Below are 18,308 nucleotides of genomic sequence, written 5' to 3'. Positions count from 1 at the left end.
CCGGGCATGGCCGGGCAATGAAAAACGGCGCTCCCGGGTGGGAAGCGCCGTTCTGCCAGCCGGCTTGCGGCAAGTGTGGCGGGATTGCTGTCAGGTCAGAAGTCGTAGCGCAGGTTCAGCATGGTGTTGCGCGGGGCGCCGTAGTGGGCGTAGCTGCCGGCCATGCCTGCGTAGTATTTCTCATCGAACAGGTTGTTGACGTTGACGGTGGCCGACAGGTTGTCGTTGATCTGGTAGCGAGCCATCAGGCTGGCGACGGTATAGTCGTCTTGCGTGACCCGTGCACCCAGGCGGGCGTAGGTGAGCGACGAGCTGGAGTTCCAGCTTGCACCGCCGCCAATGGTCAGCTTGTTCCAGTCACCCTGAAGACGGTAGGTGGTCCAGAGGCGGAAGGTGTCCATGGGCAATTGCGTGGTCAGGCGGTTGCCATCGGCGTCCTCGGTACGCGAATGGCTATAGCCGGTCTGCAGGTTCCAGCCGGGCAGCACCTCACCGGACAGTTCCAGGTCGATACCTTTGGTTTCCGCACCGTCGACAGCGCGGAAAGCCTGGGTACGATCAGGTGTCCGGTTATCGCCATCCTCTTCGGCAAGGTTGTCGCGCTGGATCAGGTAGACAGCAGCGTTGGCATTCAACCGGCCCTCATAGAATTCACCTTTCCAACCCAGTTCGTAGTTTTTGCCCACCACAGGCTCCAGGGTCTTGCCGGAAACATCCTGCGCGGACTGCGGTTTGAAGATGTCGGTATAGCTGACATAGACCGACTGCTCCGGGGTCAGGTCGTAGACGATCCCGGCATAGGGCGTGACCACGCCGTTCTCGCGCATCTTGGTGGTCGGGGCGCGGGTGGGCAGGATGCTGAGGTTGTAGTCGTAGCTGTATTTCGAAACCCGGGCGCCGAGAATGAAGTGCAGCTCGTCAGTGACGTTGAAGCGACCGGCCAGGTAGTAACCGCTCTGCCGGATAGCGACGTTGTAATCGAGGAACGGGACGTAGCTGTCGTCCGCTGGCCGGGCCATCTGGTTGTCCCAGTTGTAATAGTCGATCGTGGTCGACGGCGCATCGTCTTCGTCGTGCTGGTTCTCGTACTCCTGGAAGTTGTAGCCGACGATCAGCTCATGGCTTTGCCCGAGCAGTTCAAACGGGCCCTGGAGCGTCACATCGATGCCTTTCTGCGTCTGGGTTGCCTTGGCCTTGGCCGGGATGATCGGTATCGCACCGGTGGCCTGGTTGATATAGGCCACGTTGGTGGTGGTACGCAGGTAGGCAGAATCGGTATCGCGGTCGACGTCCATGTAGTTGGCGGCGATCTTGAACTGCCAGTCATTGGCCAGAGCCTGTTCCAGGCCGAAGGTGTAGTTGGTGGTTTCGATTTCGTCGTACATCCAGCGCGCGCCGGCGCTTTTCGAGCGGGAGAAATCGGTGGGTTGGCCGTTGCTGAACAGCACCGGGACGCCGGGGGCACCATCGGCCCGGTACTTCTGGTGGTCGATGCTGAAACGGCCAACGGTGCTGTCGCTCAGGTCTGCTTCGACTACCCCATAGACCAGGTCGCGTTTCTGGCTGTACCAGTCCATGAAGGTGTCGTTGTCTTGCTTGGCTGCGACGAAACGGCCGCGAACGTTGCCGTTTGCCGTCAGCGGCCCGGAGATGTCTGCTTCGGCGCGGTAGTAGTCCCACGAGCCAACCCCGGCCTGGATATGCGACTTGAACTCGCGGGTTGGCCGCTTGCGGATCAGGTTCACCACGCCGCTCGGGTCACCCGCCCCGGTCATCAGGCCGGTGGCACCACGGATGATCTCGACATGATCATAGAGCGCCATGTCCAGCAGGGTGCTGGGCATGTTGCGGGTCTGGTTTTCCTGGGTGGTGGTCACGCCATCGATCTGGTAGGTGTTGATCGCACTGCCACGGGAGTAGATGTTGAAACGCTCACCGCCGTCCTGGGACATGGTGATGCCGGGCGTCTGGTTGAGCACTTCGGTCATTGTCGCCAGGTGTTGGTCGTCCATGCGCTGGCGGGTGATCACGCTGATGGTTTGCGGCGTTTCGCGGATCGACAGGTTCATCTTGGTGGCGGTGTTGGTCACCCCGGTGGTGTACGACCCCGTGCCTTCGGTGGTGGCCCCCAGGCCCGTGCTACTCACGTTGGTCGCCGAAAGCTCGACCTGGCCGTCCTTTGCGCTTGAAGCTGCGCTGACGGTCACGGTGTTGCCGTCGATCTGGTAACGCAGCCCGCTGCCACCCAGCAGGATGGCCAGTGACGAAGCCAGATCGTGCTGGCCCTTGAGGGCGTTGGAGCGCAACCCGCCGATGTCCTCCGGGCTGTACAGCAACTGGGTATCGGTCTGTCTGGCCAATGCCTGCAATGCCGAGTTCATCGACTGCGCGGGAATGTCCAGGGTCCATTCCTGCGCCTGCACCTGGGCGACGATGGCGGTGGACATCGCCAGGCCCAGGCCGACGCGTGTCAACGCATCCCGGGGGCGAAAGGAGTGACGGATCAGTAACGCTTTGGCCAGTGGGTTGAGCGGGCCGGGCAGGGGCTTGGACATCTATTGCGGTCTCGTTGGCAGAGGGTTTTTATCGGTGTCAGCAATAGGACGCAGTACCTGGTAAAAACCGGAACGATTCTTATTGCCGATTTTTTGTCAGGCTGCTGCGCCAACCGCGTCACAACTTCACAATTCACGTGCTACGCGGAAACCGAGGAAGTCGCCGCGGGTGGTCTTGAGGCGGTCGTTGCGGTTGGCCGAGCGAGAGAAGATCGGCGGCTCGCCCCAGTCGTTGCCACGCATGTGCGCGCGGATGCACTGCGGGTCCTGGACCCAGGCGCTGCCGTCGGCAGGGGCGCCTACGTAGCTGTCGTGGTAGCAATCGGCGACCCATTCGTAGACGTTGCCGTGCATGTCGTACAGGCCGAAGGCATTGGCCGGGTAGCTGCCCACCGGGGCGGTGTAGGTGTAACCGTCCTTGGGGCCGTAGGTGTTGGCGTGCTTGCTGATCTGGTACTTGCCCGGTTCGTCGAAGAGGAACGGGAACGGGCCGCTGGAGCCAGCGCGGGCGGCGTATTCGCGTTCGGCCTCGCTGACCATGCGGTACGCTTTGCCGGTGGTTTTCGCCAGCCAGCGGGCGTAGCCCTGCACTTCGGCGTAGTCCACGCACACCGCCGGTTGGCGGGGGCCTTGCGGGTAGCTGGGTTTGCTCGCTTCGCACCAGCGGCCGGGGCGCTCGTCGCCGCTCTTGATCACGGTGCCGGTGGCCTTGATGTAGGCGTCCAGTTCGCCAGCGGTCACCTGGTAGCGGCTCATGGCGAAGGGTTTGGCGAAGGTCACGATGTGCAGCGGGCCCTCGTCGGGCTGGCGACCGACTTCGTCGTCGGGGGCGCCCATCAGGTAGCTGCCGGCGGGCAGCACGACCATTTCCGGGCAGTCCTTGCAGTCTTTGAACACGTCGCCGGGTTTGGCGGCGTGGGCATGGGCGCTGACCAGCAGCAGGCAGGTGATCTGGGCTGGCCGGCAGAGCCAGGTGGAGAGGTTCATCGGCGGTCCTCGGAACGGGTGAATGCGGGCTGCGTTTCGCATTCAGACGAGCCGAGGCGGTGAAAAATTAACCAGTGTTGTAGGAGCGGCCTTGCGTCGCGATGGGGCGCGAAGCGGCCCCGGCAATATCGGCGTGAATGCAAAGAAATGGGGCCGCTTCGCAGCCCATCGCGACGCAAGGCCGCTCCTACAACGGGAGCGTGGGCGGCGGGGGGAGTTGCCAGCCAGAAAACACCGGGCTATAGTCCAGCCCATTGTCCTCTTCCCGAAGACCTGCTCATGCCAGCCAGCCCTTCCACCACCTGCTTTGCCATCGCGCCAGTCGCGGGCATGGTCGTGCGTGGCAGCCAGCAGCCGGTCATGATCAGTCACTATCCACCACCACCTGTCAGTGGCGTCGTGGGCGGCGTAGCTCCGCCTCGCTGCGTGGTCGTGCTGGGCTGATCGGCTGCTGGCCGCTGCCCTTCGCACACGCAACCTACTGAACACGGTCGGCGACTTCCCTCGCTGAAGCGCACGTCGTCCGTCTGGCTTATTTGCCTTATATCAGGTGGCAATCCATGTCTGTCTTTAGCAAAACCTCCGTGGCCTCGGCGGCCACTACCTGCCTGTTCGTCCTGCTGTGGAGCAGCGGGGCGATCGTTTCCAAGCTGGGCCTGGCGCAGGCCAGCCCGTTCGCCTTCCTGCTGCTGCGCTCGGCGCTGGCCCTGGCCGGCGTGCTGCTGGTCGGGCCGCTGCTGGGGCTGCGCTGGCCGCGCAGTCGTGGTGCCGTGCTGCGGGCCCTGGGCACCGGCTGCGTGCTGCTCGGCGCCTACCAGATCTTCTACATGCTGGCGCTCGACACCCAGGTCACCCCGGGCATCATGGCCACGGTGATGGGGGTACAACCGATCCTGACCGTGGTGCTGATGGAGCGCCAGCGCTCGTGGAGCCGCCTGTTCGGCCTGGGGTTGGGGCTGGCGGGCTTGGTCATGGTGGTCTACCAGGGCATCAACCTGGGTGGGGTATCGCTGGCCGGGATGCTGTTCGCCCTGCTGGCGCTGGCCTGCATGACCTTCGGTTCGATCCTGCAGAAGCGCATCACCGACAACCCGATGGGCACCCTGCCGCTGCAGTACCTGGCCGGCTTTGCCATGTGCGCACTGTTCGCGCCGCTGCAACCACTGCATGTGCAGTGGAGCGGCAGCTTCGTCGGCGCGCTGCTGTGGATGGGCCTGGTGGTCTCGCTGCTGGCGACCTTGCTGCTGTACCGGCTGATCGCCAAGGGCAACCTGGTCAATGTCACCAGCCTGTTCTACCTGGTGCCGGCCGTGACTGCAGTGATGGACTTGCTGATCTTCGGTAACCGCCTGGCACCGCTCGGCCTGCTGGGCATGGGGCTGATCGTGGTGGGCCTGCTGTTCGTGTTTCGCAAGCCCGCCGCGCGCCTGGCCGAGGCCTAGGCCCTAGCGGAATTCTTCGGGGATCGCGTGGCGCAGCACGCCTTCCTCGAAGTCCAGCAGGCCGGCGTCGCGCTGGGTGAGCAAGTAATAGAGCAGGGTATCGAGCGAACGCTGCGGCGGGACCTCGAGCGCCAGCATCTTCACCGCTTGCTCGGTCTCGCAGTTGCAGCCGAAGTCTTGCAGCGCCGCGCGTACCTGGTCCAGGGTTTCCGGGGGCTTGACGATGACCCGGAACACCGAGCTGCCGCCGCTGCGGCGCAGTTCGGCAAACCAGGTTTCGCCGGCTTGTTCACGGGTGGCGATCACGTCGCCCGGGGCAATGCCGTAGACATGGAAGGGAATGTTGTCGACGGCATAGCCACCGTCCACGGCCTTGGCCCACAGCCCCTCGACCGAGGCTGGTGGATAGCCGTTGGCGTCCTGCTCCAGGCGGAACAAGACCTTCTTGTATGCGCTGTTCACGGTCTGCTCCGCTTCACCTGCGCGCCGGGCGCAGTACCAGCCACAACGCCGCGCCAATCAGCAGGCCGCCGTACAGGTGCGCCATCGATAGCGGTTCGTCCAGCAGCCACGCCCCCCACACTACGCCGAACACCGGGATCAGGAAGGTCACGGTGCTGGCCTTGACCGGGCCGATTTCTTCCAGCAGGCGGAAGTACAGGATGTAGGCGAATGCCGTACACAGCAAGCCCAGGCCCAGCAGCGACAGCCATACCTGCCAGCCGCCCCAGCTGGCCGGGGGCTGGCTCAGTGCGCTCCAGGCGAACAGCGGGCTGAGCATCAGGGTGGCGCCGAGCATGCTGCCCAGGGCCGACAGGCGGCTGTCCAGGCCGCTGACCCAGCGGCGGGCGAGGAAACCGGCAAAGCCGTAGCAGGTGGTGGCTGCCAGGCAGGCGAGGGCGCCCTGCAGCAGGGCCAGGTCGAGGGCCACCGGGCCGGCACCGCTGAGGATGCCGACGCCGAACAGGCCGAGGAAGATGCCGCACAGCTTGGCCAGGGTCAGCGGCTCGCGGAAGAACAGCGCGCCGACCAGCACACCCATCAGCGGCGTGGTGGCGTTGAAGATGGCCGAATAACCGGCCGGTAACACCTGGGCGGCCACGGAATAGAAGGTGGCCGGGATGCCGGAGTTGATCATGCCCAGCACCAGGCAGGCGCCGAGCTTGCCCTGGAAGTCCCAGCGCACCCGGGCGGCGGCAAACAGCGCGACCAGGCCCAGGCAGGCGATGGACACGCGGAAAAACGCGGTCGGTACCGTGCCAAGCGCCGGGGCGATGATGCGCATGAACAGAAAACTCGCCCCCCAGACGGCAGCAAGGGTCAGCAGGCGGGCTAGGGCGATGGGGCTCACGACGGTCTCCGGCGGCAGGGCAGGGCGCGAGTGTACGCCACGGGGCGGGGGGATTCTTGTGCTTTCTTGCGGTGTAAACCTGTGCTGGCCTCTTCGCGGGCATGCCCGCTCCCACAGGTTCTCTGCAATGCTCGGCCCTGTGGTAATCCTGTGGGAGCGGGCGAGCCCGCGAAGAGGCCGGCACAGGCTCCGCAAAAACCAAGAGGCGACTAAGCTCTGTAACTCAACACCGCACCGAGGTCTTCGTATGCCCCAACCCTGGCCCGCCGTCGAAATCGCCCGAATGATCCTCGCCGGTTTCGACGACTACCGCGACCACTTCCAGCGCATCACCCTGGGCGCCCGCAAGCGCTTCGAGCAGGCGCGCTGGCAGGAAATCCAGCGTGCCGCTGCTGCCCGCATCAACCTCTACGAGGAAAAGGTCGCCGAGGTCAACGGCTGGCTGCGCCAAGGGTTTGCCGAGGATGTGTTGCTGGACGTGGCGCAATGGCCGCTGGTGAAGAACGCCTACATCCACCTGATCGACCCGCGCCTGGACGACGAGCTGGCCGAGACCTGGTACAACTCGCTGTTCTGCAGCCTGTTCAGCCACGACCTGATCAGCGACGGCTGCATGTTCATCCACACCACCCGGCCGTCGATGCGCGGCCGCGAACGGGCTGCGCAAACTCGCACCTATCGACCTGACGGTGGCCTGAAGGGCTTGCTGCGGGCGGTATTTGCCGACTACCCGTTCGATGTCGCATACGGTGACCTGGAGGGCGACCTGGCGCGCCTGGAGGAGCAGTTGCGCGACTGCCTGCCGGACTGGGTGTGCAAGGACCCGGCCCTGGCCCTGGAGTTGTTCGTGCCGGTGCTGTACCGCAACAAGGGGGCATACCTGGTCGGCCGGCTATACAACAGCGACGAGCAGTGGCCTTTGGTGATTCCGCTGTTGCACCGCGAAGGGCACGGCATCGAGGCCGATGCGCTGATCACCGACGAGGCCGAGGTATCGATCATCTTTTCTTTCACCCGCTCGTACTTCATGGTCGATGTGCCGGTGCCGGCGGAGTTCGTCAACTTCCTCAAGCGCATTCTGCCGGGCAAGCACATTGCCGAGCTGTACACCTCGATCGGGTTCTACAAGCACGGCAAGTCGGAGTTCTACCGGGCGCTGATCAACCACCTGGCCAGCAGTGACGACCGCTTCGTGATGGCGCCCGGGGTCCGCGGCATGGTCATGAGCGTGTTCACCCTGCCGGGCTTCAACACCGTGTTCAAGATCATCAAGGACCGTTTTTCGCCCTCGAAGACGGTCGACCGCGCCACGGTGATCGACAAGTACCGGTTGGTGAAGAGTGTCGATCGGGTGGGGCGTATGGCCGATACCCAGGAGTTTGCCGATTTTCGCTTTCCGCGCAGCAAGTTCGAGCCGGAGTGCCTGGCCGAACTGCTGGAGGTGGCACCCTCGACCGTGGCGCTGGAGGGCGACACGGTGCTGATTCGCCACTGCTGGACCGAGCGGCGCATGACGCCCCTGAACCTGTACCTGGAGCATGCCAGCGAGGCCCAGGTGCTGGAGGCGCTGGAGGATTACGGCCTGGCCATCAAGCAGCTGGCGGCGGCGAATATCTTCCCTGGCGACATGCTGCTGAAGAATTTCGGCGTTACCCGGCATGGCCGGGTGGTGTTCTACGACTATGACGAAATCAGCTTTCTGACCGAGGTGAACTTCCGCCACATTCCACCGCCGCGCTACCCGGAAGACGAGATGTCGGGCGAGCCGTGGTATTCGATCGGGCCGCATGATGTGTTCCCCGAAGAGTTTCCGCCATTTTTGTTTGCCGATATCGGCCAGCGCCGGCTGTTCAGCCGCTTGCATGGGGAGCTGTACGACGCGGATTACTGGAAGCGGCTGCAGGCGGCGATACGCGACGGCAAGGTGATCGATGTGTTCCCGTATCGGCGCAAGGCGCGGTGACTGTGCTTTAGCAGGCCCGGCCTCTTCGCGGGTAAACCCGCTCCCACAGGCACCCCACTGGTTTCGCATACTGTGCCGTATCTGTGGGAGCGGGTTTACCCGCGAAGAGGCCGGGCCTGCTTTTCACCGCCACCCTTCAAGCACTTCAACTCACTGAAATTGGTGCGCACCTGGCCCAGCCGTTCCAGCAGCAATCGCCGCTGCTGCGGGGTGCTCTGTTGCACCAGGTCGACCAGCAGGCTACGCGCCTGGCGCTCGGTATTCTCGAATGCCGCGCGATATTCCGGCGTCCACAAGCTCTCCTTGCGCTGCAGCAGGGTCGCCAGGCGCGGCTCGAAGCTGGCGTCGTTACGCTGGTTCATTGTCAGCAGCAGTTGTTGCTGCCAGTGGGCGCGGTTGGCGATCCATGCGCGGTTCTGGTCGCCCAGCGCCTCGGACCAGGCCCGGACCCGTTGCTGCTGCACCGGGGTCAGCTCGCCAAACCAGGGCGTGAGGCGTTTTTCCATGCGTTCGGCGCGGCGGGCGATCTGTTTCGACAGCGGCGTATCGACATACTGTTTCTGCCGTTCGGCGATGTCGTCGCGGAATGCCTCGCGCATTTCCGCCACCTGCGCATCGCTCATGCCGCGCAGCAGTTCAGTGGCCGACGGAGTGATTTCCTCGGCCACCCGGCCAATCGCCTCGCGCGCTTCGCGGGTGCGTTGCTGCAGGGCCTGGTCGGTTACCTGGCCGTCTGCCACCATGTCGCGTATGCGGTCCAGCCAGTCGAGGTAGCCAGGCAACTGGGTCTGGCAATGCCAGGCCAGGTGCTCGCGCAGGCGGTCGTCGAGCATGGCCTTCTGCTCGCGGTTCATGTCCAGGTAATCGCCCAGCGACCAGGGCACCAGGCGGTCGAGGTTGCGGTAGGCCAGGTCGATGCGGCTGCAGGCGGCCAAGGCCAGGGCGAAGCCGATGGCGATGAGCAGGGCTTTGGACAGGCGTAGCGGCATGGGCTGCTCCTTGCTGAGGCTTGCCAGACGGTAGACGCAAGGGGGCGGCTGGCGGTTCCACTGCATCAGCGGTCGGGCGGCGCGCTGGCTTCAGGTGTAGAATAGCCGCCTTGTCTTGAGGATCATCGGAAATGGCTCTGCTTGGGCGTTACAACAGTTTGCAAATCGTGAAACACGTGGACTTCGGCCTGTACCTGGATGGCGGTGCCGACGGCGAGATCCTGCTGCCCGCGCGCTACATCCCGAAAAACGCCGAAACCGAAGTCGATGACTGGCTGAACGTGTTCATCTACCTGGACAGCGAAGACCAGCTGATCGCCACCACCGAAAAGCCCAAGGTGCAGGTCGGCGAATTCGCCAGCCTCAAGGTCAAGGACATCAACGGCGCCGGCATCTTCCTCGACTGGGGCCTGTCCAAGGACCTGCTGATGCCGTACTCGGAAGAGGCGCGGCCATTGAAGATCGGCGACTACTGCGTGGTGCACGTGTACCTCGACAAGCGCACCCGCCGCATCACCGCCACTTCGCGCCTGGACCGCTACCTGGACCGCACCCCGGCGGACTACCAGGCTGGTCAGCCGGTCGAGCTGCTGGTGGCCGGCGAAACGCCAATGGGCTTCAAGGCCATCATCAACAACCGCCACTGGGGCCTGATCCACAAGAACGAGGTGTTCAAGTTCCTGCGTTCCGGCATGCACGAAAAGGGCTTCATCAAGGAAGTGCGCCACGACGGCAAGATCGCCCTCAGCCTGCAGCCGGTGGGCGCGGCCCTGGCCGACAGCCTGCAGGAGCAGATCATGGCCCGCCTGGAGGCCGAAGGCGGGGTGCTGGGGGTGTGCGACAAGAGCGACCCGGCGCTGATCAGCAAGCTGTTCAACGTCAGCAAGGGCAACTTCAAGAAGGCCATTGGCGGCCTGTTCAAGCAGGGCCGTATCGTCATCCATGACGATCGGATCGAGAAGGCCTGATCAGGCCTGCACGAAGGTACTGAAGTCCAGCTGCTCGCCACCTGGGCGGGTGTCGCGCAGCAGCGAATCGCGGTCGGCACTGAGCGCCAGGCTGATGGTCGAGCGACGCTTGCCGGGGTTGCGCACTTCCATCTGCTCCTGGTGGGCGCGCAGGAAGTTGGTCGGCACCTTCAGGTGTTGCAGCTCGTCGCTGTCCGGGGTGTGCAGCAGCAGGTTGACCCAGTCGGGCTGGCCCTTGCGCAGCAGCGCCACCGGCACCTCGAACCACCACAGGTTGCGCTTGCGGTCGAGAATGGCGAACAGGGTATTGGCGCTGGTCAGCACCGGCCGGGCCAATGCTTGGTTACGCCGGGCGATGGCGGCGGGTTTGTCGAGTTTCATGCAGGTTCCTGCGGGTTGACGCTACGAAGGCCTGCATTGTGAGGGGTGGCACCGGGCGCGGCAAGGTTTGCCGTCTGCCATGCCTGCATTGGTGCCGCTTGGCTCAGGCGCGCGTGATTCATTGAAACTCCTGGCAGAGGGCCTGGGTCCACCGACTGTCGACACGGTCCATGTGTCTCCAGTTACAGGAGTTTTGCCATGAGCGGTACCAAAGACAAAGCGAAGGGGTTGGCCAACGAAGCGATCGGTAACGTCAAGCAGGGGGTTGGCAAAGCCACCGACAATGACAGGCTGCGGGCCGAGGGCGAGGCGCAGGAATTGAAAGGTGAGGGGCAACAGATCAAGGGCAATGTGAAGGATGCAGTGAAAAAGCCTTGATGTGATTCGCCAAGCGGCCTCTTCGCGCTGGCCCGCGAAGAGGCTGATACTGCTGTAGGAAAATTCTTGCAGTATTGCCGGGAGCAGCACAGCGCCGACAGGGTCTATTAGACTTGTCCGTTGAACCGATCAAGCGGCGAAAGGAGACGCTATGATTTTCCCCGACCTGCGCGGCCTGCCCTTGCACCGCGTGCTGGTACGTACGGTCAAGGAATTCCTTGACGACGAGATGTCCACCTACGCCTCGGCAATGGCTTATCAGGCGCTGTTCTCGCTGTTTCCTTTTCTGCTGTTCTTGATAGCGCTGATCGGCTTCCTGCATCTGCCGGACTTCTTCTCCTGGCTGCGCCTGCAGTCGGAACTGGTGCTGCCGCCCCAGGCGCTGGAGCAGGTGAACCCGGTGATCGACCAGTTGCAACAGTCCAAGGGCGGGCTGCTGTCGGTAGGTATCGTGATTGCCCTGTGGACCGCCTCGGCCGGTGTGCGCCTGATGATGAGCGCGATGAACGCCGCCTACGACGTGCCCGAGGGGCGCCCGGCCTGGAAGCGCCTGCCCCTGTCGATCATCTACACGGTAGGCTTGGCCGGCATGCTGCTGGCGGCGGCGGCGCTGATGGTGCTGGGCCCGCAGGTAATGGAATGGATCGCGGCGCAGGTTGGCATGCAGGAGTTCATCGTCACCTTGTGGACCGTGCTGCGCTGGCCGGTGATCGTGATTCTGCTGATGGTTGCAGTGGCGGTGATCTACTACGTGATGCCGGATGTGAAACAGGAGTTTCGCTTCATCACCCCGGGCTCGGTACTGGCGGTGGTGGTGTGGATCGTCGCGTCGCTGGGCTTTGCCTACTACGTGAAGACCTTTGCCGACTACAACGCCATGTACGGCAGTATTGGTGCAATCATCGTGCTGTTGCTGTACTTCTATATTTCCGCTGCGGTGTTGCTGCTGGGCGCGGAAATGAACGCCGTGATCGAGCATATGTCCAGCGAGGGCAAGAACCCGGGCGAAAAGGAAGCTGCCGAGCACACCCCCCACGCCACCATTACCGTGCTGGGCCATGAACACCCGGTACCCAGCGAGCACCCACCTACCGAGCCGAACCCCCGATGATCCGCGACATTCTCAAGATGGGTGACGAACGCCTGCTGCGCATCGCGCCGCCCGTACCCCAGCACATGTTCGGCAGCGCCGAGTTGCAGCAACTGATCGACGACATGTTCGAAACCATGCATCACGTCGGCGGTGTCGGCCTGGCGGCGCCGCAGGTCGGCATCGACCTGCAACTGGTGATCTTTGGCTTCGAGCGCAGCGAGCGTTACCCGAATGCCGAGCCGGTGCCGCAGACCATCCTCCTCAACCCGGTGATCACGCCAACCTCCAGCGAACTGGAGGACGGTTGGGAAGGCTGCCTGTCGGTACCTGGCCTGCGCGGCGTGGTGCCGCGTTTCAAGCATATCTGCTATACCGGCGTCGACCCCCAGGGCAAGCCGATCGAGCGCTTTGCCGAAGGCTTTCATGCCCGGGTGGTGCAACACGAGTGCGATCACCTGATCGGCCGCCTGTACCCGTCACGCATCCAGGACTTCTCCCGGTTCGGCTACACCGAAGTGCTGTTTCCCGGGCTTGACCCCAGCGACGACTGACCCCGCTGCAGGGCCACCAGGCGTTTGCTGCGCTGGTAGCGCTGCAGGCGGCCAGCCAGGGCTTGCGGCAAGTGCCCGGCAGTGGCGAAACCCAGGCGCTGGTAGAAGGCTGCAAGGTCCGGATGGCAGAACAGCCAGGTCGGGCCGCCTGCCTGCGCCAGCGCCGCCTCGATCAAACGCCCGGCTACCCCCTGGCCGCGGTGCTGCGGGGCGACGAACAGTCCGGTCAGCCAGAAGCCGTTGTCTACCGGGCTCAGGCTCAACCCGGCGATGATCCCCGGCGCCCTAGCCACCCATAGTTGCCCGTCGCCCGCAGCACGCATGCGCGTGCCATGCTGGCGGTAAAAATGGTCCAGTAGCCGGCGTTCGCTGGCCGACAGTGGCAAACACTGCAGATTGAGTGAAATGGTGGGGCCTGCCCTGAAAAGTGACCAAACGCTCTGGCCTGACTATTTGCGGCCACGTTGTCGCAGATTGTTGCAAATACTGCAAGGCTGAATATCCGACTGTGGGGTTCAAGTATTCAGGGCCGGGAGTAGACTTTCACTCATCCCCCCTGGCAGTACGAAGCGGGATCGGTACTTCGTGCCATCTTCAGCGTAGATGGCAACTTCTCCGCGCCGTCACGGCAATAGAAGTCAATCGATCAGCTTGAACGCGTGAAAGGCAGACTCACATGAAACCACTACTGATTCTTGCATTGGTCGGTATGTCCTCGTTCGCCCTCGCCGATGAGGCCAAACCCGTCAACAGCGAACCCGTGGCCCAGCAATACGACTATTCGATGAACCTGGATATCAAGCGGGTGATCAACCTGTCGACCATCCCCAACGTGTGCGAAGTGGTCCCGGCGACAATGACCTACGAGGACCACCAGGGGCAGGTACATACTATCCAGTACCGCGCCATGGGTGAGGGTTGCCAGCAGGGTTGATCAGCCGTTGCCAGATGTCGGTGGCCCTGCGGCGGTCTGCCCCGGGGCCAGCCGCGCATGCTTTTCGAGCAATAGAAAAATCCTGAATGAATATCGAGGAAAAGCGCTATCTTATTTTGATAGCATTTTTCGATGAACACTCGATACCGCAAGATCCTCGATGCCATTTTTTCGCACGCCGACTACGGCGTCGTTGGCTTTTTCCGAAATCGAGGCATTGACGCTCCACTTGGGTGGCCAGGTACTAGAGCGGAAAGGATCCAGGGTCAAGCTTGTGCTGGGTGGCCAATGCTGGCGATGCCACCGGCCTCATCCTGGTAAGGAAGCCAAGCGGTATCAAATTGAAGAGGCTCGCGAATTCCTGTTGCGGGCAGGAGTCAGGATATGAGTTGCATGCGCTATAAAGGCTACGCTGCCCGTATCGAGTATGACGAGCGTGACGATATCTTCGTCGGCCGAGTGCTTGGTATGCGTGACATCATCGGTTTTCACGCGAGGTCGGTGCCGGAGCTGCATGAGGCTTTCCGCGATGCGTTGGAGGATTACCTGGCCGATTGTGCAGAGCAGGGCATAACGCCAGAAAAACCTGCCTCTGGCAAAATCATGCTGCGCATCCGCCCCGAAGTCCATGCCGCGGCGAGTATCGCCGCACGCGCCGCCGGCAAGAGCTTGAACCAATGGGCGGACGAAGTCTTCGAGCAAGCCGCCATGGCCTGAACCCGCGCACTTCCCAACCGCTGCGCAGTCATGGCACGCTCTAGGCCGCTTTCTTGAGCCGCAGCCGAGCCTTGCATGCCTTTCTCCAATGGTTTTCTCCTCAGTCTCTCCCTGTGCCTGGATATCGGCATCGCCAATATCGCCATGATTACTTTGGCCATGCAGCGTGGTTTCCTCCAGGGTTTCTGGCTGGGCCTCGGCACCTGCGTCGGCGACCTGCTGTATGCCATCGCCGCACTGGCCGGAATGACCGTGCTGCTGCAGTTCGAAAGCGTGCGCTGGGCGCTGTGGCTGGGTGGCTCGGTGTTGCTGGTGTGGTTCGCACTGAAAATGCTCCTGGCTGCGTGGCGCGGCGGGCACATGGAGGCGCGGGGCGAGGTGGTGGTGGAGTCGGGGTGGCGCGAATTCCTGCGCGGTATCTTTCTGGCCATGTCGTCGCCCAGCGCCATCTTGTGGTTTGCTGCGGTGGGTGGCGTGCTGATTTCCCGTTCCGGCGGCGGCAGCCTGGTGGAGGCCGGGTTGTTCCTCGGCGGCTTCTTCGCCGCCGGGCTGGTTTGGTGCATTGGCCTGTGTGGCATTGCCAGCCATGGCGGGCGCTTGCTGGGTGACCGGCTGCTGACCTGGTCGTATCTGCTGTCGGCGGCCATTTTCTGTTACTTCGCGGTGTATGTGATCGTGTCGGGATATCGGGAATTCGTTTGAGCAGGTCGGTCCGTTGCCGGCTTCGCTGGCAGAAATATTTCCAGGCCTTGTCGATTCCCCCGCCCTCGGTTCGACCATAGGTGAAGGCACGCTGCCGGCGTTGCCACCACCCATGACCTGTCGGAGCAACCCCCGATGAGCACTACAGCCGAAACCGAGATCCGCCAACTGATCGCGCGCTGGATGCAGGCCGTGCGCGACCGCGACATCGCCAACATCATCGCCCCTTATGCCGACGACATCGTTGCCTTCGATGCCATCCAGGCCCTGCAATTCAAAGGCAAGGCCAATTACCAGGCGCACTGGGAAATGTGCATGGGCCTGTGTCCCGGCCCGATGGTCTTCGAACTCGCCGAACTCACCGTGCATGCCGCTGGCGACCTGGCCCTGGCCCATTGGCTGAACCGCTGTGGCCCGGCCGACAACGAAAGCCAGTGCGGCTTCATGCGTGCCACCGTAGGCTATCGTCGTCAGGGCGGCCAGTGGCAGGTCATCCATGAACACTGGTCGGCGCCATTCGACATGCAGACCCAGAAAGCGCTGTTCGATCTCAAACCCTGAGCGGTTATCGCCAAACATACGTTGCCAATGCCTGGAGGCGACCATGAAATACCTGTGCCTGGTCTATTGTGACGAGGGGCTGCTGCACAGCCTGCCCGACAGCCCGGAAGACGCCGAATGCATGGCGTACGCCGAATCCATCCAGGGCTCCGGGCGAATGCTGGCGGCCGAGGCGCTGAAGTCGGTGCAGACCGCCACCACGGTACGCATGCGCAACGGCCAGATGAGCCTGACCGATGGCCCGTTCGCCGAGACCAAGGAGCAACTGGCCGGCTTCTACCTGGTGGAAGCCCGCGACCTGAACGAGGCGCTGAACATCGCCAAGGGCATTCCCGCTGCGCGGGTTGGCAGTGTCGAGGTGCGGCCAGTGCGTGAACTGCAACCCTGACAGCGACGGAGAGCCTGAGCATGACCCTTGCACTGCCTGCGCAAGCGCAACACGAATTGTCCATCAGCCGCCTGATCGACGCGCCACCGGCCAAGGTGTTTCGCGCCTGGACCGAACCTGAGTGGTTGATGCAGTGGTGGGGCCCGCACGGCATGACGACCCCGGAGTGCGAGATGCAGTTGTGGCCCGGGGGCCTGTTCCGCACCCTGATGCGGGCACCGGACGGCAGCGAGTACCCGAACCAGGGCGTGTTCCTGGAAATTGCCGCGCCGCGGCGGTTGGTATTCACCGATGCCTTCGGCCCGGGCTGGGTGCCCTCGGACAAGGCCTTCATGACCGCCGTGATCAGTTTCGACGAGGAGCAGGGCAAGACCCGCTACACCGCCCGTGCCTGGCACTGGAGCGCCACCGACTGCCGTGCCCATGAAGAGATGGGTTTCCACCAGGGATGGGGAGAAAGCCTGGAGCGGCTGGTGGAGGTGGTGACCCAGCGGATGCCCGACTGATGCTGGCCGTGGCCCAGGTGCGCGCCGAGGTCGAGGCGGTCTACCGGCAGGAGTCGCGCCGCATCCTGGCGACGCTGATTCGCCTGCTGGGCGACTTCGACCTGGCCGAGGAGGCCATGCACGATGCCTTCTTCATCGCGGTGGAGCGCTGGCAGCGCGACGGCATACCCGCCAACCCACGGGCGTGGCTGGTCTCCACCGGGCGCTTCAAGGCCATCGATGCGCTGCGCCGGCGGGCCCGTTTCGACCGCTCCCAGGCAGACCTGAGCATGCTCCTCGACGGCCAGGTGCAGGACCCCAGCGAAGAAGAACTGCTGGCGGACGACCGCCTGCGGCTGATCTTTACCTGCTGCCACCCGGCGTTGTCTGCCGATGCCCAGGTACCGCTGACCCTGCGCGAAGTCTGCGACCTGACCACCGAACAGATCGCCCGTGCCTTCCTGCAAAGCCCGGCCACCATCGCCCAGCGCATCGTGCGTGCCAAGGCCAAGATCCGCGATGCCGGCATCCCCTATCAGGTACCGGAGCTGAGCGAGTTGCCTGAGCGCCTGGAAAGCGTGCTACGGGTGATCTACCTGGTGTTCAACGAAGGCTATTCGGCGTCGTCGGGCGAAGCGCTGTTGCAGCAGGCGCTGAGTGACGAGGCCATTCGCCTGGCGCGGCTGCTGGTGCAGTTGCTGCCTGACCCGGAGGCGGTCGGCCTGTTGGCCTTGATGCTGCTACAGGCGTCCCGCCAGCGCGCGCGTACCGATGGCCAAGGCAACCTGGTGGTGCTGGAGCAGCAGGACCGCAGCCTGTGGGACCAGCAGCGCATTGCCGAAGGCTGCCAACTGGTGCGCCAGGCCCTGCAAAGCCGGGCATTTGGTGCCTATACCGTGCAGACGGCGATTGCCGCGGTGCATGCCGAAGCGGCCACGGCCGAGGACACCGACTGGGCCGAGATTGTCGGGCTGTATGATGTCTTGCAGCGGCACTGGCCGTCAGCCGTGGTGGCGCTGAACCGCGCGGTGGCGCTGGCGAAGCGGGATGGGCCGGCGGTTGGCCTGCGGGAAATCGAACGGATTCTGGCGCGGGGAGAACTGCAGGATTACCACCTGGCGCATGCGGCGCGGGCCGAGCTGCATTTTCAGCTAGGGCAGGTGGAGCAAGCGCGTGCGGCCTGGCGGCAGGCGCTGGCGCTGACCCGGCAGGAGCCGGAGCGCAGGCATATCGAGCGGCGCCTGCAGGCGATCGAATGATTTTGCTTCAGCGGCCCTGTCGTCGGCCAGCCAGCCCTCACAGGATTACCACAATGCCCAAGCCTGTGGCGGTGCTGTGGGAGCTGGCTGGCCGGCGACAGGGCCGGTACTGGCTACATCCGACTTCAGCTAGCCACGAAGTTCGGCGGCGACACCAGCTCGACGGTCTGCTGCTTGCGCGGTGCCAGGATCTCGGCTTCACCTTCGACCACCAGCTCATCGTTCTGGTTGTACACATTGGTGGCGATGCGCACCTTGAACTTGGGCAGCTTCTCGAGGATTTCCAGGCGCACGGTCAAGGTGTCGCCAATTTTCACCGGCTTCTGGAAGCTCATTTGCTGGCCGAGGTAGATGGTGCCCGGGCCGGGCAGGGTGCAGGCCACTGCAGCGCTGATCAGCGCGCCGCTGAACATGCCATGGGCAATGCGCTCGCGGAACATGCTCTTGGCGGCGAACTCGGCATCCAGGTGCACCGGGTTGTGGTCGCCGGACATCGCGGCGAACAGCTGGATATCACGTTCTTCAACGGACTTCTGGTATTCGGCCTTCTGGCCGACTTCGAGGGCTTCGTAGGGCGTGTTGCTGACCTGGGTCATCGGGGCTT

Annotated in this window: 23 protein-coding genes; 15 read left to right on the top strand and 8 right to left on the bottom strand. The window is 63.6% G+C overall.

Features of this window, described 5'->3' with window-relative positions:
* Nucleotides 1-95: 95 nt before the first annotated feature.
* Both ACJA3S_RS18680 and ACJA3S_RS18675 read right to left on the bottom strand, forming a co-directional pair.
* Nucleotides 96-2,555: a TonB-dependent siderophore receptor gene (locus ACJA3S_RS18680; RefSeq protein WP_406819558.1), complete on the bottom strand. Its 2,460-nt coding sequence runs from the start codon at nt 2,553-2,555 to the stop codon at nt 96-98.
* Between the two features lie 126 nt (nt 2,556-2,681).
* Nucleotides 2,682-3,542 carry a formylglycine-generating enzyme family protein gene (locus ACJA3S_RS18675; protein WP_406819557.1) on the bottom strand — a complete coding sequence of 287 codons (861 nt, stop codon included), beginning with the start codon at nt 3,540-3,542 and terminating at the stop codon, nt 2,682-2,684.
* 279 nt (nt 3,543-3,821) lie between these two features.
* On the opposite strand from ACJA3S_RS18675, the gene ACJA3S_RS18670 reads away from it, so the two are divergent.
* Nucleotides 3,822-3,986, top strand: coding sequence for a hypothetical protein (locus ACJA3S_RS18670; protein WP_289131046.1), 165 nt, complete (start codon nt 3,822-3,824; stop codon nt 3,984-3,986).
* A 116-nt stretch (nt 3,987-4,102) separates the two neighbouring features.
* A complete protein-coding gene (locus ACJA3S_RS18665) occupies nt 4,103-4,984 on the top strand; it encodes a DMT family transporter (protein WP_406819556.1) in 882 nt (293 codons plus the stop codon).
* Between the two features lie 3 nt (nt 4,985-4,987).
* Here the strand turns inward: ACJA3S_RS18665 and ACJA3S_RS18660 are convergent, their stop codons facing one another.
* A complete protein-coding gene (locus ACJA3S_RS18660; protein ID WP_406819555.1) occupies nt 4,988-5,446 on the bottom strand; it encodes a DUF4265 domain-containing protein in 459 nt (152 codons plus the stop codon).
* Between the two features lie 13 nt (nt 5,447-5,459).
* Nucleotides 5,460-6,335, bottom strand: a complete 876-nt coding sequence (locus ACJA3S_RS18655; protein WP_406819554.1) for a DMT family transporter — start codon at nt 6,333-6,335, stop codon at nt 5,460-5,462.
* A gap of 247 nt (nt 6,336-6,582) precedes the next feature.
* Here ACJA3S_RS18655 and aceK point away from each other — a divergent pair, with 247 nt between their 5' ends.
* Nucleotides 6,583-8,298 carry a bifunctional isocitrate dehydrogenase kinase/phosphatase gene (gene aceK, locus ACJA3S_RS18650; RefSeq protein WP_406819553.1) on the top strand — a complete coding sequence of 572 codons (1,716 nt, stop codon included), beginning with the start codon at nt 6,583-6,585 and terminating at the stop codon, nt 8,296-8,298.
* A 95-nt stretch (nt 8,299-8,393) separates the two neighbouring features.
* Here the strand turns inward: aceK and ACJA3S_RS18645 are convergent, their stop codons facing one another.
* Nucleotides 8,394-9,287 carry a DUF6279 family lipoprotein gene (locus ACJA3S_RS18645; RefSeq protein WP_406819552.1) on the bottom strand — a complete coding sequence of 298 codons (894 nt, stop codon included), beginning with the start codon at nt 9,285-9,287 and terminating at the stop codon, nt 8,394-8,396.
* A gap of 131 nt (nt 9,288-9,418) precedes the next feature.
* On the opposite strand from ACJA3S_RS18645, the gene ACJA3S_RS18640 reads away from it, so the two are divergent.
* Nucleotides 9,419-10,255 carry a S1 RNA-binding domain-containing protein gene (locus ACJA3S_RS18640; protein WP_186690556.1) on the top strand — a complete coding sequence of 279 codons (837 nt, stop codon included), beginning with the start codon at nt 9,419-9,421 and terminating at the stop codon, nt 10,253-10,255.
* Here the strand turns inward: ACJA3S_RS18640 and ACJA3S_RS18635 are convergent, their stop codons facing one another.
* On the bottom strand, nt 10,256-10,636 hold the full coding sequence (locus ACJA3S_RS18635; RefSeq protein WP_406819551.1) for a hypothetical protein: 381 nt from the start codon (nt 10,634-10,636) through the stop codon (nt 10,256-10,258).
* Between the two features lie 198 nt (nt 10,637-10,834).
* On the opposite strand from ACJA3S_RS18635, the gene ACJA3S_RS18630 reads away from it, so the two are divergent.
* The 3 genes from ACJA3S_RS18630 to def all read left to right on the top strand — a co-directional run bounded on the left by ACJA3S_RS18630 (nt 10,835) and on the right by def (nt 12,658).
* Nucleotides 10,835-11,014 carry a CsbD family protein gene (locus ACJA3S_RS18630; RefSeq protein ID WP_114168292.1) on the top strand — a complete coding sequence of 60 codons (180 nt, stop codon included), beginning with the start codon at nt 10,835-10,837 and terminating at the stop codon, nt 11,012-11,014.
* 151 nt (nt 11,015-11,165) lie between these two features.
* A complete protein-coding gene (locus ACJA3S_RS18625) occupies nt 11,166-12,125 on the top strand; it encodes a YihY/virulence factor BrkB family protein (protein WP_406819550.1) in 960 nt (319 codons plus the stop codon).
* A complete protein-coding gene (gene def / locus ACJA3S_RS18620) occupies nt 12,122-12,658 on the top strand; it encodes a peptide deformylase (RefSeq protein ID WP_406819549.1) in 537 nt (178 codons plus the stop codon). The genes ACJA3S_RS18625 and def overlap by 4 nt, the downstream gene beginning before the upstream one ends.
* Here the strand turns inward: def and ACJA3S_RS18615 are convergent.
* Nucleotides 12,613-12,981, bottom strand: coding sequence for a GNAT family N-acetyltransferase (locus ACJA3S_RS18615; protein WP_406819548.1), 369 nt, complete (start codon nt 12,979-12,981; stop codon nt 12,613-12,615). The genes def and ACJA3S_RS18615 overlap by 46 nt on opposite strands.
* Nucleotides 12,982-13,334: 353 nt before the next feature.
* On the opposite strand from ACJA3S_RS18615, the gene ACJA3S_RS18610 reads away from it, so the two are divergent.
* The 8 genes from ACJA3S_RS18610 (at nt 13,335) to ACJA3S_RS18575 (ending at nt 17,704) form a co-directional block, all read left to right on the top strand.
* Entirely contained in the window at nt 13,335-13,592 is a 258-nt protein-coding gene (locus ACJA3S_RS18610) for a DUF2790 domain-containing protein (RefSeq protein WP_289131037.1), read from the top strand.
* A gap of 160 nt (nt 13,593-13,752) precedes the next feature.
* Nucleotides 13,753-13,980 (top strand): type II toxin-antitoxin system HicA family toxin, encoded by a 228-nt coding sequence (locus tag ACJA3S_RS18605; RefSeq protein WP_406819547.1) that lies wholly within the window; start codon nt 13,753-13,755, stop codon nt 13,978-13,980.
* Nucleotides 13,977-14,309 (top strand): type II toxin-antitoxin system HicB family antitoxin, encoded by a 333-nt coding sequence (locus ACJA3S_RS18600; RefSeq protein WP_406819546.1) that lies wholly within the window; start codon nt 13,977-13,979, stop codon nt 14,307-14,309. The genes ACJA3S_RS18605 and ACJA3S_RS18600 overlap by 4 nt, the downstream gene beginning before the upstream one ends.
* A 75-nt stretch (nt 14,310-14,384) precedes the next feature.
* Complete coding sequence (locus ACJA3S_RS18595) at nt 14,385-15,011, top strand: LysE family translocator (RefSeq protein ID WP_406819545.1); 627 nt, start codon at nt 14,385-14,387, stop codon at nt 15,009-15,011.
* Between the two features lie 135 nt (nt 15,012-15,146).
* Nucleotides 15,147-15,572: a YybH family protein gene (locus ACJA3S_RS18590; RefSeq protein WP_406819544.1), complete on the top strand. Its 426-nt coding sequence runs from the start codon at nt 15,147-15,149 to the stop codon at nt 15,570-15,572.
* Nucleotides 15,573-15,615: 43 nt separating this feature from the next.
* Nucleotides 15,616-15,960, top strand: coding sequence for a YciI family protein (locus ACJA3S_RS18585; RefSeq protein WP_170031347.1), 345 nt, complete (start codon nt 15,616-15,618; stop codon nt 15,958-15,960).
* Between the two features lie 20 nt (nt 15,961-15,980).
* Nucleotides 15,981-16,466 carry an SRPBCC family protein gene (locus tag ACJA3S_RS18580; protein WP_170031345.1) on the top strand — a complete coding sequence of 162 codons (486 nt, stop codon included), beginning with the start codon at nt 15,981-15,983 and terminating at the stop codon, nt 16,464-16,466.
* Nucleotides 16,466-17,704 (top strand): RNA polymerase sigma factor, encoded by a 1,239-nt coding sequence (locus tag ACJA3S_RS18575; protein ID WP_406819543.1) that lies wholly within the window; start codon nt 16,466-16,468, stop codon nt 17,702-17,704. Before ACJA3S_RS18580 ends, ACJA3S_RS18575 begins: the two co-directional genes overlap by 1 nt.
* Nucleotides 17,705-17,829: 125 nt before the next feature.
* On the opposite strand, the gene ACJA3S_RS18570 is transcribed toward ACJA3S_RS18575, so the two are convergent.
* Nucleotides 17,830-18,300 carry a MaoC family dehydratase gene (locus ACJA3S_RS18570; protein WP_406819542.1) on the bottom strand — a complete coding sequence of 157 codons (471 nt, stop codon included), beginning with the start codon at nt 18,298-18,300 and terminating at the stop codon, nt 17,830-17,832.
* Between the last annotated feature and the right edge of the window lie 8 nt (nt 18,301-18,308).

The organism is Pseudomonas sp. KnCO4, from assembly GCF_045344305.1.
GTDB lineage: Bacteria > Pseudomonadota > Gammaproteobacteria > Pseudomonadales > Pseudomonadaceae > Aquipseudomonas > Aquipseudomonas anuradhapurensis.
Note: the sequence above shows the minus strand (reverse complement) of the source record. Positions and strands in the feature narration are given on the sequence as shown.

Excerpts from the sequence above, each read along its gene's own strand:
- ACJA3S_RS18600 (WP_406819546.1), top strand. The coding sequence starts at position 13,977 with ATGAGTTGCATGCGCTATAAAGGCTACGCTGCCCGTATCGAGTATGAC.
- ACJA3S_RS18670 (WP_289131046.1), top strand. The coding sequence starts at position 3,822 with ATGCCAGCCAGCCCTTCCACCACCTGCTTTGCCATCGCGCCAGTCGCG.
- ACJA3S_RS18580 (WP_170031345.1), top strand. The coding sequence starts at position 15,981 with ATGACCCTTGCACTGCCTGCGCAAGCGCAACACGAATTGTCCATCAGC.
- ACJA3S_RS18590 (WP_406819544.1), top strand. The coding sequence starts at position 15,147 with ATGAGCACTACAGCCGAAACCGAGATCCGCCAACTGATCGCGCGCTGG.
- ACJA3S_RS18630 (WP_114168292.1), top strand. The coding sequence starts at position 10,835 with ATGAGCGGTACCAAAGACAAAGCGAAGGGGTTGGCCAACGAAGCGATC.
- ACJA3S_RS18665 (WP_406819556.1), top strand. The coding sequence starts at position 4,103 with ATGTCTGTCTTTAGCAAAACCTCCGTGGCCTCGGCGGCCACTACCTGC.
- ACJA3S_RS18615 (WP_406819548.1), bottom strand. The coding sequence starts at position 12,981 with ATGCGTGCTGCGGGCGACGGGCAACTATGGGTGGCTAGGGCGCCGGGG.
- ACJA3S_RS18675 (WP_406819557.1), bottom strand. The coding sequence starts at position 3,542 with ATGAACCTCTCCACCTGGCTCTGCCGGCCAGCCCAGATCACCTGCCTG.
- ACJA3S_RS18640 (WP_186690556.1), top strand. The coding sequence starts at position 9,419 with ATGGCTCTGCTTGGGCGTTACAACAGTTTGCAAATCGTGAAACACGTG.
- ACJA3S_RS18570 (WP_406819542.1), bottom strand. The coding sequence starts at position 18,300 with ATGACCCAGGTCAGCAACACGCCCTACGAAGCCCTCGAAGTCGGCCAG.
- ACJA3S_RS18635 (WP_406819551.1), bottom strand. The coding sequence starts at position 10,636 with ATGAAACTCGACAAACCCGCCGCCATCGCCCGGCGTAACCAAGCATTG.
- ACJA3S_RS18645 (WP_406819552.1), bottom strand. The coding sequence starts at position 9,287 with ATGCCGCTACGCCTGTCCAAAGCCCTGCTCATCGCCATCGGCTTCGCC.
- ACJA3S_RS18585 (WP_170031347.1), top strand. The coding sequence starts at position 15,616 with ATGAAATACCTGTGCCTGGTCTATTGTGACGAGGGGCTGCTGCACAGC.
- ACJA3S_RS18595 (WP_406819545.1), top strand. The coding sequence starts at position 14,385 with ATGCCTTTCTCCAATGGTTTTCTCCTCAGTCTCTCCCTGTGCCTGGAT.
- ACJA3S_RS18605 (WP_406819547.1), top strand. The coding sequence starts at position 13,753 with ATGCCATTTTTTCGCACGCCGACTACGGCGTCGTTGGCTTTTTCCGAA.
- ACJA3S_RS18680 (WP_406819558.1), bottom strand. The coding sequence starts at position 2,555 with ATGTCCAAGCCCCTGCCCGGCCCGCTCAACCCACTGGCCAAAGCGTTA.
- ACJA3S_RS18610 (WP_289131037.1), top strand. The coding sequence starts at position 13,335 with ATGAAACCACTACTGATTCTTGCATTGGTCGGTATGTCCTCGTTCGCC.
- ACJA3S_RS18575 (WP_406819543.1), top strand. The coding sequence starts at position 16,466 with ATGCTGGCCGTGGCCCAGGTGCGCGCCGAGGTCGAGGCGGTCTACCGG.
- def (WP_406819549.1), top strand. The coding sequence starts at position 12,122 with ATGATCCGCGACATTCTCAAGATGGGTGACGAACGCCTGCTGCGCATC.
- ACJA3S_RS18625 (WP_406819550.1), top strand. The coding sequence starts at position 11,166 with ATGATTTTCCCCGACCTGCGCGGCCTGCCCTTGCACCGCGTGCTGGTA.
- aceK (WP_406819553.1), top strand. The coding sequence starts at position 6,583 with ATGCCCCAACCCTGGCCCGCCGTCGAAATCGCCCGAATGATCCTCGCC.